This window comes from Xanthomonas hawaiiensis (genome assembly GCF_031834635.1).
GTDB classification, from domain to species: Bacteria; Pseudomonadota; Gammaproteobacteria; order Xanthomonadales; family Xanthomonadaceae; genus Xanthomonas_A; species Xanthomonas_A sacchari.
This window is the reverse complement of record NZ_CP115873.1, coordinates 3,132,529-3,144,697: the sequence shown is the minus strand read 5'-3', so window position 1 is coordinate 3,144,697 and position 12,169 is coordinate 3,132,529. Positions and strand designations below refer to the sequence as shown.

Below are 12,169 nucleotides of genomic sequence, written 5' to 3'. Positions count from 1 at the left end.
CCTCCCAGGGCGGCAATGGCTCAGGTCCCCAACATGCGGCGCAGCGCTGCCGGATCGGCACCGCTGCCGGCGAAGTCGTCGAAGGCGCGTTCGGTCACGCGGATGATGTGGTCGCGGATGAACGCAGCGCCCTCGCGCGCCCCGTCTTCCGGATGCTTCAGGCAGCACTCCCACTCCAGCACGGCCCAGCCCGGGAAATCGTATTGCGCGAACTTGGAGAAGATCGCCTTGAAGTCGACCTGGCCGTCCCCGAGCGAGCGGAACCGCCCCGGACGATCGATCCAGTCCTGGTAACCGCCGTAGACGCCGCTGCGCGCGCTGGCCCGGTACTCCGCGTCCTTGACGTGGAAGATACCGATGCGCGCATGGTAGCGATCGATAAACCCCAGGTAGTCCATCTGCTGCAGCAGCAGGTGGCTGGGGTCGTACAGGATCTTGGCGCGCGGGTGCTGGTCGACCACGTCGAGGAACCGCTCGAAGGTCGCGCCGTCGTGCAGGTCCTCGCCCGGGTGGATCTCGAAGCACAGGTCCACGCCGCAGGCGTCGAAGGCATCCAGGATCGGACGCCAGCGCCGGCCGAGTTCGGCGAAGGCTTCTTCCACCAGCCCGGGCGGGCGTTGCGGCCAGGGATAGAAGTAGGGCCAGGCCAGCGCGCCGGAAAACGTGGCATGCGCGGTCAGCCCCAGGCGCTGGCTGGCCTTGGCGGCCAGTTGCAGCTGCTCCACCGCCCAGGCCTGGCGGGCGGCGGGGGCGCCGCGCTTGTCCGGCGGTGCGAATCCGTCGAACAGGCCGTCGTAGGCGGGGTGCACGGCGACCAGTTGTCCCTGCAGGTGGGTGGACAGTTCGGTGATCTGCAGACCGTGCCCGGCCAGCATGCCGGCGAGGTCGTCGCAGTACGCCTGGCTGTGCGCGGCCTGGGCCAGATCGAACAGGTGGGGCGCGCTGGTCGGGACTTGTAGGCCAGAATAGCCCAGGCCCGCGGCCCATTCGGCCAGCGTGTCCAAGCGATTGAAGGGAGGTGTGTCGGCGATGAACTGTGCCAGGAACAGCGCCGGACCCTTGAGCGTCTTCAACGTGATTCGCCCTCATGCAATCGATTGAATCATCCTAGCATGGGCCCCCCGCAAGACCCGTTGTGCACTGCACAGCAGCAACAAGAGTTCAGTTCATGGCGACCACCATCTACGACATCGCAAAGCACGTCGGCGTCACTGCGGGCACGGTGTCGCGGGCGCTGTCCCGGCCGGAAAAGGTCCTGCCCGCCACGCGCGCGCGCATCGAGCAGGCCGCCGCTGCGCTGGGCTATGTCCCCAACACGGTGGCCAGGACGCTCAAGACCCAGCGCAGCGGCAAGCTTCTGGTCACCGTCCCGGACATCGCCAATCCCTTCTTCGCGCAGATCCTCCAGGGCGCGGAGGACGCCGCGCAGGCGGTCGGCTACGCCGTGCTGCTGGGCGATACCCAGCACCAGCCCGATCGCGAGGAGCGCTACGCGCAGATGCTCCGGCGCAACGAGGCCGACGGCCTGATCGTGTTGGGACATCGCTTGCCGCCGACAGCGCGCGAGATCGTCAAGCAGCAGGGCGCCGCGGCGCCGGTGGTCAACGGCTGCGAGTTCGACCCGGCGCTGGGCATTCCCAGCGTCCACATCGACAACGCAGCCGCCGCGGGTGCCGTCATGGACCACCTGTATGGACTGGGGCACGCGCGGATCGCGGTCGTGGGCGGCCCGCCCGACAATCCCCTGCATCAGCAACGACTGGAGGGGGTCCGGGCCTGCGCCAAGGCGCACCGCCGCCTGCGCAACCTGACCGTCGTGCCGGGCGACTTCTCCGTCGCATCCGGCCATGCGGCGGCGCTTGCGCTGCTGCGCGGTGCGCCCGCGCCGACCGCGATCTTCTGCTTCAGCGATCAGATGGCGCTGGGGGCGCTGGCGGCCTGTCGGGACCTGGGCATCCGCGTGCCGGACGACCTGTCCATCGTCGGCTTCGACGACCTGGCGTCGTCCAGTTATCTCACCCCCCCATTGACGACGATCAGGCAGCCCATGCGCGACATCGGTGTCCGCGCGGTCAACCTGCTGCTCGCCATCATCGAACGGGGGGACGTGCCGCTGCAGCAGACGCTGGATTTCAGCTTGATGGTGCGAGGGTCGACCGGCGCGCCGAGGGGGTAGCTGACGGCAGGAATTTGGGGGTATCGGTTCGATCAGTGGGCGCTGCCGTCTCCGTGGCAGATCAAGGGTGGGCAGTCCCGGGCGGCAGGCCCTTCTGGCTCTCGGCCCTGAAGCCGCCGGAGTTCGGTGCCCAGGTTCCGGTGCTGGATTAGACTTCACGCGCGCGTCACGCCAACAGGAACAGGGGAGCAAGGAATGAAGAGGGGCTCACGCAGTCGCGTTGTTGTGTCTGCTGGGAGCGGGGAATGCGTGGGCGCAGGTGGATCTGGCGCCGTTTCTCAAGAAGGAGCAGGTCGGTGAGTTGAAGCTTTCGCCGACCGGCGAGTATTACGCGGCTACCGTGCCCTTGACGGATCGTACCGCGTTGAGTGTGATGCGGCGCGCCGATAACAAACTCGTCGGCAGCTTTTCCATGGAGAAGAACAGCCATGTCGGCGACTTCGAGTGGGTAAACGACACGCGCCTAGTGTTCGCCATGACCAAAAAACTGGGCGCGCTGGATCAAGCGGTACCGACCGGCGAATTGTTCGCGATCAACGCTGATGGCGGCTCGGCGCAGTTGCTGGTCGGCTACCGGGGGACCGGCAACGGCGCGGGTACGCGCATCCAGCCGAAGAAAGTGGAAGCGGTCGCGGCTCACCCAATCGGCGCCTTGCCAGGCGACGATCGCAGCATTGCTATCACTGTATGGCCATCGGGAATCAATGAGCAGTACACCCGTGCCGAGATCCTGGATGTATATAACGGACATCGGAGGCCCCTTGTAAGCACGCCGAAGGTGAAGCGTGCGACCTTCTACAGCGATGTTCAAGGCAAGATTCGCTTCGCTGCGGGCGCCGATTCGGACAACGCCAACAAGCTTTTCTATCGCGAGCCGCAGGAGGGCGATTGGCGCTTGCTAAACGACGAAAACCTCAGCCACCGGCTCGAGGAGCCGCTGGGCTTCTCGGAAGACGGGCGTACAGCCTATCTGAAGGTTGAGCAGGCTAGCGGCAGCGCAGCTGTCGGCTGCTGGCGTTCCTGAGCAAGTCGCCGGGTGGTGCGCAGGCGGCGCCGGCGGCATCGAAGCCGTAAGTGATCCGCTTAGCGATGCGTGCCTGCACGGCACGCATCGCAGGTGCATACGTCAGTGAGGTCCGGAGCGAGTCCGGACCGCATTTGACTCGGTCGGTCAGTGGCTCAGGCTGACGTCAGGCCTTGTCGCAATCACGGTCGCACTGGCGGGGCATCCGTGGCAACCCGCTCAACGCACCCCATGCATCATCCGCCGCAGCAGCGGCGCGGCGAGGAAGGCCAGTACCGCGCAGCCCACGCCGATCCACAGCAGCAGCCAGAACAGGTGCGCGTACTTGGCCGCGGCGTCGGCGACGTTGAGGGTCTGGCCATCCGGCACCTCGATCGCGGCGAGCTTGCCGAACAGCGCCGCCAGCGCCTCGGAGAACGCCGTGGCCAGGAACCAGGTGCCCATCATCAGGCTGACCACGCGCGGCACCGCGAGCTGGGTCACCGCCGACAGGCCGACCGGCGACAGGCACATTTCGCCGGCCTCCAATACGAAGTAGGCCAGCACCAGCCACCACACGCTGGCCATCTGACCGGTGGCGCCGACCTGTTGCGCGGCCAGCGCCAGCGGCACGAAGGACAGCCCGGCCAGCAGCAAGCCCAGCGCCGACTTGGTCGGCTTGGACGGCTCGCGTCCGCGTTGCGCCAGCCATGCCCACAGCGCGGCGAACAGGGGCGCCAGCAGCACCAGGAACAGCGCGCCCAGGTAGGTCAGCGAGCCGGCGGTCTGCGGCAGCACCAGGCAGTCGCGGATCAGGAACAGCAGCATCAGCGCGCTGACCGCGACGAACAGCCGCCGCGGCGCCGACGAGCCGGGGCGACGATCGGACAGCGAGGCCGCCAGCACGAAGCCCAGCGGCGCCAGCAGCAGCGAGGTGATCGACCAGGGCAGCGGCGTGCCGCCGCGGATGACCAGCGACGGCACGATGTCCTTGGTCATCAGCCGGTCGGTGAAAGTGACCCACGAGCCGTAGGTCTGCTCGTACAGGGTGAAGTACACCAGCGCCATCGCGATCAGCACCATCAGCGCGATCATCTGCTGGCGCTGCACCGGGGTGCACTGGGTGCCGGTGAACCAGGCGAACCACAGCAGCACCGCGCCGAGTACCAGCAGCATCAGCAGCAGGGCCAGGGAGATTTCCCCGCCGAGGCTGAAGGCGCCATTGGCCGCGGCCCACATCAAGGCGGCCACCGGCAGCACGCCCAGCACGGCGCACAGGTAGATCGCCCATTCGCGCGGCACGCCGAGCACGCGCTCGCGCAGCAGCGCCGGCTGCGCCGGTTCGGCGTGGCCGTGCAGGTATTTCTGGCCCCACAGGAACATGCCCAGGCCGAGCAGCATGCCGATGCCGGCCGCGCCGAAGCCGTAGCGCCAGCCATAGGCCTCGCCGAGAAAGCCGCAGACCAGCGAGGCGAACAGGGCACCGAGGTTGATGCCGGCGTAGAACAGCGAGAAGCCGGCATCGCGGCGCGGGTCGTCGGCCGGATACAGCTTGCCGACGATGGTGGAGATGTTGGGCTTGAGGAAGCCCACACCCATGATGATCAGCGCCAGCGACAGGTAGGTCACGCCCAGGGACGCGGTATCGCGGACCACCTCGCCGTTGATCCGGGTGGCGGCGTGGCCCTCGAAGGCCATGCCGATGTGGCCGAGCACCAGCAGCAGGCCGCCGAACACCACCGCCTTGCGCATGCCCAGCCAGCGGTCGGCGAGCAATCCGCCGAGCACCGGCACGCAGTACACCAGGCCGCCGTAGGCGCCGAGCAGGTCAAGCCCGGCGTCGTCGCCGAACAGGTGGTACTTGGTGAGGTACAGCAACAGCAGCGCCTTCATGCCGTAGAAGGAGAAGCGCTCCCACATCTCGGTGAAGAAGCAGACGTAGACGCCCTTGGGATGGCCGAGGAAATCGTCGCGCGCGTCGCGCAGCGGCAGGGAGGACACGGACACGGCGACTCTCGGCGCAGGAAGGCAGCGGCGGAGTATAGGCGCGCCTGCACCCGCCCGAGTGGCGGCGCGCGGCATGGAGGGTTCGGCGTGGGCCGCACCCTCACCCCAACCCCTCTCCCGGTGGGAGAGGGGCTGCTTGCGGTTCCTTCTCCCATCGGGAGAAGGTGCCCCGCAGGGGCGGATGAGGGTGGGCAGCGCCTGCATGGCTGGAGCGCGCTGCGTGACGCCGGACCCTCACCCCAACCCCTCTCCCGGTAGGAGAGGGGCTAGCGCAGTTCCTTCTTCCCTCGGGAGAAGGTGCCCCGCAGGGGCGGATGAGGGTGGGCAGCGCCTGCATGGCTGGGCGCGCTGCGTGACGCCGGACCCTCACCCCAACCCCTCTCCCGGTGGGAGAGGGGCTAGCGCAGTTCCTTCTCCCCGCGGGAGAAGGTGCCCCGCAGGGGCGGATGAGGGTCGGGCGTAGCCCGCATGGCTGGAGCGCGCTGCGTGCCGCCGGACCCTCACCCCAACCCCTCTCCCGGTGGGAGAGGGGCTACCAGATGCCTCAGCCTCTGCAAATCCCCAATCCCAAATCCCCAATCCCCGTCCCCAGGCATGTGCCACAAGCTGGGCGCCGGGAGGCTGGACTTGCCCGGCCCCAGACGCTAGCGTGCAAAGCGTTTTTGTCGTTTCAGGGGTAACCATGAACAACGCTGCCGCGCCGCGCCAGCTCACGTTCCGTGCCGTGGTGCTGGCGATCGTGCTGGCCGTGGTGCTGTCCGCCGCCAATGCCTACCTCGGTCTGTTCGCCGGCCTGACCATCGCCACCGCGATTCCGGCGGCGGTGGTGTCGATGGGGGTGCTGCGCCTGCTCGGCGGCGGCTCCATCCTCGAGAACAACATCGTGCAGACCGGCGCGTCGGCCGGTTCCTCGATCGCGGCGGGGGTGATCTTCACCATCCCGGCGCTGGTGATCATGGGCTACTGGCCGGACTTCAAGTACTGGTGGGTGCTGGGCATCGCCGGCATGGGCGGCCTGCTCGGGGTGCTGTTCTCGGTGCCGCTGCGGCGCTCGATGATCGTCGAGGATCCGCTGCCGTTCCCGGAAGGCAAGGCCGCCGCGGAAGTGCTCAAGGCCGGCGAGAATCCCGGGCCGGGGCTGAAGATCCTGGGCCTGTCGGCGGCGATCGGCGGGCTGGTCAAGCTCGGTGCGGCCAGCGGCCTGAAGGTGATCCCGGATACCTGGGCGCAGGCCGCATACATCGGCAGCAGCAAGATGGTCGGCTACGTCGGCACCAACCTGTCGCCGGCGCTGCTGGGCGTGGGCTACATCGTCGGGCTCAACGTCGGCATCGTGGTGCTGTCCGGTTCGATCCTGTCCTGGCACATCGCCATCCCGCTGTACCAGCAATTCTTCATGGGCTCCGACCCGGCGCTGGCGCAAAGCCTGGCCAATGCGCCAGCGGCCGAGGCTGCGTTCGGCATCTGGGCGGCCAAGGTGCGCTATCTGGGCGTGGGCGCGATGCTGATCGGTGGCGTGTGGACGCTGTTCTCGCTGCGCAAGTCGCTGCTGTCGGGCGTCAAGAGCGGTTTCGCCGCGGCGCGCAAGAGCACCGGCGGCGCCGCGGTGGCCGAGACCGACCGCGACCTGCCGATGAAGTGGATGCTGGTGGCGTTGCTGCTGTGCACGCTGCCGCTGCTGGGCCTGTACCAGGCCATCGTCGGCCAGTGGCACGTCAGCGTGCCGATGACCCTCATCATGATCGTCGCCGGCTTCCTGTTCGTGTCGGTGTCCGGCTATCTGGCCGGCCTGATCGGCTCGTCGAACAACCCGGTCTCCGGCATCACCATCTCCACCATCCTGTTCGCCTCGGCGGTGCTGGTGCTGCTGCTCGGGCGCGATTCGCCGATCGGCGCGGTCGCCGCGATCATGATCGGCGCGGTGGTGTGCTGCGCCGCCGCCGTGGGCGGCGACAACCTGCAGGACCTGAAGGCCGGCTACCTAGTCGGCGCCACGCCGTGGAAGCAGCAACTGATGCTGGCGATCGGTGCGTTCTCGTGTGCGCTGATCATGGCGCCGGTGCTGAACCTGCTGGCCCAGGCCTATGGCATCGGCGCGGCCACGCCGCAGCATCCCAATGCGCTGGCGGCGCCGCAGGCCACGCTGATGGCGTCGGTGGCCAAGGGCCTGTTCGGCGGCGAGTTGCCGTGGACCATGATCGGCATCGGTGCCGGCGTCGGCGCGGCGATCATCGCCCTGGACGAGTGGCTGAAGAAGACCGGCAAGCGCTTCCGCGTGCCGGTGCTGGCCGCGGCGATCGGCATCTACCTGCCGCTCGAGCTGATGGTGCCGATCTTCCTCGGCGGCCTGCTGACCCATCTGGTCGAGCGCTTCCACAAGATCCGCGCCGACGACGAAGAAGGTCGCGATCGCGTGCACCGTCCGGGCACGCTGTTCGCCGCGGGCCTGATCACCGGCGAAGCGCTGATGGGCATCGCCATCGCGGTGCCGATCGTGGCCTCGGGCCGCGCCGACGTGCTGGCACTGCCGGAGGCGTTCCACCTCAACCAGTGGGCCGGCCTGTCCCTGCTGGCCTTCGTCGGCTGGCTGCTGTACCGCACCGGCCGCAAGGGCGAAGCCGCGGCCGCGCCGCGCGCGTAACCGGCGCAACCGCCTCCCGCAATGCAGCAACCGAAGCCCGGCCCCGCGCCGGGCTTCGCTTTTTCCGGCCGGGTCCGCACGCCGCACGTGCCGATCCCACCAGCTTCTCGCTGGCTGCTCCGTGCCGCGTGTGTCGCAAAGACCGAATCTTGCCCCGGCCGCGTGCGCCTCCCGCGGTCCGCCTCACCACCAAGGCCAGCTTCGGCACCGGCCTGCTGCACTTCGCCGTATTAATGCCTCGCGGCCACTCCCGATCCACCACGCTCATCCGGCCGCGGTATGGCCACGGTCCGCTTGCTATCCGAAACCGGGTCAGTGCGGGTCTTCCTAATCCCAGACGAGCCAGCGCCTCGCTCTTCCCAATCCCCAATCCCGATTCCCCATTCCCGGCCTCTCCATGACTTCAGTCCTTTGCGCCACGCCCACCACGGCCCCTACCATCGACGTTTTGCCGTGTTCCGGAGACACCCGATGACCCTGCGCTACGCCTTGCTGCCCCTGGCCCTGCTGACCGCGCTGCCCGCGCTGGCCGCCACCCGCGGTTTCGAAGTCCGCGACATGGTCGCGCTGGACCGGGTGTCCTCGCCGCTGCTGACGCCCGACGGCGGCACGGTGATCTTCGCCAAGCGGCAGATGGACAAGGCGCTGGAGAAGTCCAGCACCAGCCTGTGGCTGCGCGACCTGCGCACCCGCGATGCGGCGCCGCCGAAGCGGCTGACCCCGGAAGGCTGGAACGTCAATTCGCCGGAACTGTCGGTCGACGGCAAGACCGTGTACTTCCTCAGCGCCAAGTCCGGCCGCCAGCAGCTGTACGCGCTGCCGCTGGCCGGCGGCGCGCCGCGCCAGCTCACCGACTTCGCGCTGGACGTGGACAGCTACCGCATCTCCCCGCAGGGCGACCGCGTGGCCTTCAGCGCCGGCGTGTTCCAGGACTGCGGTTCGGATCTGGCCTGCACGCAGAAGCGCCTGGACGCCAAGAAGCAGTCCAAGGCCACCGGCGTGGTGTTCGATCAGCTGTTCGTGCGCCACTGGGACACCTGGAACGACGGCCGTCGCAACAGCCTGTTCGTCGCGCCGCTGCCGGCCGGCGCCAAGGCCAAGCCGGTGGCCGGCGCCTCAGCGGTGAGCGTGACCCTGGCCGGCGACATCCCCTCCAAGCCGTTCGGCGGCAGCGAGGACTACACCTGGGCGCCGGACGGGCAGTCGCTGGTCGCCAGCGTGCGCGTGGCCGGCCGCGAGGAGCCGTGGTCAACCAACTTCGACCTGTACCGGCTGGACGCCGCCGGCAAGGCCGCGCCGGTCAACCTGACCGCGTCCAACCCCGCCTGGGACGCCGGCCCGGTGTTCTCCGCCGACGGCAAGACGCTGTTCTATCGCGCGATGAAGCGCCCCGGCTTCGAGGCCGACCGCTTCGGCCTGATGGCGATGGACGTGGCCAGCGGCAAGACCCGCGAGATCGCCCCGCAGTGGGATCGCTCGGCTGGCGAGATCGTGCTCTCGGCCGACGGCAAGACCGTCTACACCACCGCCGACGACATGGGCCAGCACCCGCTGTTCGCGGTCGACGTGGCCGATGGCAAGGTACGCACCGTGGCCGCCGACGGCAGCGTCGGCGCGCCGGTGCTGGCCGGCAACACCCTGGCCTTCACCCGCAACAGCCTCAAGAGCGGCGACCAGATCATGGTCGCCGACGCCGATGGCCAGCAGCCGCGCGCCATCACCCCCAGCGCCGGCGAGATGCTGCCGGACGTGAAGTTCGGCGACTACGAGCAGTTCTCGTTCAAGGGCTGGAACAACGACACCGTGCACGGCTACGTGGTCAAGCCGTACAACTACCAGGAAGGCAAGACCTATCCGGTCGCGTTCCTGATCCACGGCGGTCCGCAGGGCAGCTTCGGCAACGGCTGGAGCTACCGCTGGAATCCGCAGACCTACGCGGGACAGGGCTATGCGGTGGTGATGATCGACTTCCACGGCTCCACCGGCTACGGCCAGGCCTTCACCGATGCGATCAGCCAGCACTGGGGCGACCGCCCGCTGGAAGACCTGCAGAAGGGCTGGGACGCGGCGCAGAAGCAGTACGGCTTCCTCAACGGCGACAAGGCCTGCGCGCTCGGCGCCAGCTACGGCGGCTACATGGTTTACTGGATGGCCGGCAACTGGAACAAGCCGTGGAAGTGCCTGGTCGACCACGACGGCGTGTTCGACAACCGCATGATGGGCTACGCCACCGAGGAGCTGTGGTTCAGCGAGTGGGAGAACGGCGGCACGCCGTGGCAGAACCCGGCCGGCTACGAGAAGTTCAACCCGATCCTGCACGTGGACAAGTGGAAGGTGCCGATGCTGGTGATCCATGGCCAGCAGGATTTCCGCATCCCGATGGAGCAGGGCCTGGCCGCGTTCGGCGCGCTGCAGCGCAAGGGCATCGCGTCCAAGTTCCTGTACTTCCCGGACGAGAACCACTGGGTGCTGAAGCCGCAGAACAGCATCCTGTGGCACGACACGGTCAACGGCTGGCTGAAGCAGCATATCGGGCAGTGAAGGACCTGGGGCTCGGGTTTCCGGGCCCCATCCTGGGTCATGGCCCAGGTCCCGGGATTGGGGATTGGGAATTCGGGATTCGGGATTCGGGATTCGGGATTCGGGATTCGGGATTTTCCGCGATCCCGGTAATCCGATAGCCCTTGTGGGAGGGGCTTCAGCCCCGACGCCTTACCGCTAAAGCGTCGGGGCTGAAGCCCCTCCAACAGAAACAACAGCGCGCTTGCAGCGCATCGCTCCTGCGAATTCCCCTGCGCTCTGTTGCGCTCTGTTGCGCTCTGTCGATCTTCGTTTACACCTCAAAACCTCCAGCCGCGGCTCACGAATCCCGAATCCCCACTCCCGAATCCCCGCCCCACCGCCCGATGCCCTCGACGCCCCTGATCACCAACGACATCGTCATCTTCGGCCTGATCGCCGCCACCCTGGGCGCGGTGTTCTGGACCGCGGCGCGGCCGTCAGGAGTCTGGAAGCGCTTCTACGGCGTCGTGCCGGCGCTGCTGCTGTGCTATCTGATTCCGGGCATCTACAACACGGTCGGGCTGATCGACGGACAACACAATTCGCTCTACAACCCGGTCGCGCGCGACGTGCTGCTGCCGGCGGCGCTGGTGCTGCTCACCCTCACCGTCGACCTCAAGGGCATCCTGCGGTTGGGGCCCAAGCTGGTGGCGATGTACCTGGGCGCGTCCTTCAGCATCATGCTCGGCGCGGTGGTGGCGTTCCAGATCATGAAGTGGTTGCATCCGGTCACCGTGGCCGGCGACACCTGGGCCGGCATGGCGGCCTTGGCCGGCAGCTGGATCGGCGGTGGCGCCAACATGCTGGCGATGCGCGAGGTATTCCAGGTCGATGCCACCACCTTCGGCCAGTTCGCGGTGGTCGACGTCGGCGTCGGCTACGTGTGGATGGCGCTGCTGATCTTCCTGGCACAGCGTGCGCCGGCGATCGACGCGCGCACGGGCGCCGACACCCGCGGCATCGACGACCTCAAGCAGCGTATCGCCCACTTCCAGGCCCAGCACGAGCGTGTGGCAAGTCTTACCGATCTGATGCTGATCGTCGGCGTGGCCTTCGGCGCGGTTGGCCTGGCGCATGCGATCGCCACCCCCACGGCGGCGTGGTTCGACGCCAACGTCAGCTGGGCCAAGCAGTTCAGCCTCGGCTCGCCGTTCGTGTGGGTGGTGGTACTGGCCACCACCTTCGGCCTGCTGCTCAGCTTCACCCGTGCGCGGACCCTGGAGGGCGCCGGCGCCTCGCGCATCGGCACGCTGCTGCTGTACTTCCTGATCGCCTGCATCGGCATGCAGATGGACCTGCTGGCGCTGTTCGACCGCCCCTGGATCTTCGCGCTCGGCCTGATCTGGCTGGTCGTGCACGTCCTGCTGCTGTTGGCGCTGGGCAAGCTGCTGCGGGTGCCGTTCTTCTATTTCGCGATCGGCTCGCAGAGCAACGTCGGCGGCCCGGCCTCGGCCCCGGTGGTGGCCGCCGCGTTCCACCCGGCGCTGGCGCCGGTCGGCGTGCTGCTGGGCACGATGGGCTACGCCACCGGCACCTATCTGGCCTATCTGGTCGGGATCACCCTGCGCGCGATGGCCGGCGCTGGCTGAGCCGCGGCTGCGTGATGGTCGCGGCCTGTTCGCACGCGGCGGCATGATGTGGGTGCCGGCGCTGGGCCTGCTGCCTTACGCCGCGGGCGTGGATCCGAGGACGCTGCGTCCGGCGGTGTGCTTGCGAAACGGCTGGTCTGGATAGTGGAAGCCACGGCAGGCGCCCGCGTGGACGCCTGCCGTGTGCAGTC

At 68.2% G+C, this 12,169-nt stretch carries 7 protein-coding genes; 5 read left to right on the top strand and 2 right to left on the bottom strand.

Annotated features, from left to right (window positions below; all coding sequences use genetic code 11):
* Positions 1-20 precede the first annotated feature (20 nt).
* A complete protein-coding gene (locus PG878_RS13520; protein WP_209031731.1) occupies positions 21-1,073 on the bottom strand; it encodes a sugar phosphate isomerase/epimerase family protein in 1,053 nt (350 codons plus the stop codon).
* 95 nt (positions 1,074-1,168) lie between these two features.
* On the opposite strand from PG878_RS13520, the gene PG878_RS13515 reads away from it, so the two are divergent.
* Positions 1,169-2,176 (top strand): LacI family DNA-binding transcriptional regulator, encoded by a 1,008-nt coding sequence (locus tag PG878_RS13515; protein WP_209031732.1) that lies wholly within the window; start codon positions 1,169-1,171, stop codon positions 2,174-2,176.
* 220 nt (positions 2,177-2,396) lie between these two features.
* Positions 2,397-3,200, top strand: coding sequence for a hypothetical protein (locus PG878_RS13510; protein ID WP_209031733.1), 804 nt, complete (start codon positions 2,397-2,399; stop codon positions 3,198-3,200).
* Positions 3,201-3,419: 219 nt separating this feature from the next.
* On the opposite strand, the gene PG878_RS13505 is transcribed toward PG878_RS13510, so the two are convergent.
* The gene (locus PG878_RS13505) at positions 3,420-5,186 is read right to left on the bottom strand and encodes a peptide MFS transporter (RefSeq protein WP_425510439.1); all 1,767 of its coding nucleotides are present in this window, start codon (positions 5,184-5,186) and stop codon (positions 3,420-3,422) included.
* Positions 5,187-5,868: 682 nt separating this feature from the next.
* On the opposite strand from PG878_RS13505, the gene PG878_RS13500 reads away from it, so the two are divergent.
* The 3 genes from PG878_RS13500 (at position 5,869) to PG878_RS13490 (ending at position 11,978) form a co-directional block, all read left to right on the top strand.
* The gene (locus PG878_RS13500; RefSeq protein ID WP_209031734.1) at positions 5,869-7,827 is read left to right on the top strand and encodes an OPT family oligopeptide transporter; all 1,959 of its coding nucleotides are present in this window, start codon (positions 5,869-5,871) and stop codon (positions 7,825-7,827) included.
* Between the two features lie 471 nt (positions 7,828-8,298).
* On the top strand, positions 8,299-10,368 hold the full coding sequence (locus PG878_RS13495) for a S9 family peptidase (protein ID WP_209031735.1): 2,070 nt from the start codon (positions 8,299-8,301) through the stop codon (positions 10,366-10,368).
* A gap of 365 nt (positions 10,369-10,733) precedes the next feature.
* A complete protein-coding gene (locus tag PG878_RS13490) occupies positions 10,734-11,978 on the top strand; it encodes a DUF819 family protein (RefSeq protein ID WP_209031736.1) in 1,245 nt (414 codons plus the stop codon).
* Positions 11,979-12,169 lie beyond the last annotated feature (191 nt).

Bases quoted from the DNA above. Each gene is read 5' to 3' on its own strand.
- PG878_RS13495 (WP_209031735.1), top strand. From the start codon at position 8,299: ATGACCCTGCGCTACGCCTTGCTGCCCCTGGCCCTGCTGACCGCGCTG.
- PG878_RS13490 (WP_209031736.1), top strand. From the start codon at position 10,734: ATGCCCTCGACGCCCCTGATCACCAACGACATCGTCATCTTCGGCCTG.
- PG878_RS13500 (WP_209031734.1), top strand. From the start codon at position 5,869: ATGAACAACGCTGCCGCGCCGCGCCAGCTCACGTTCCGTGCCGTGGTG.
- PG878_RS13515 (WP_209031732.1), top strand. From the start codon at position 1,169: ATGGCGACCACCATCTACGACATCGCAAAGCACGTCGGCGTCACTGCG.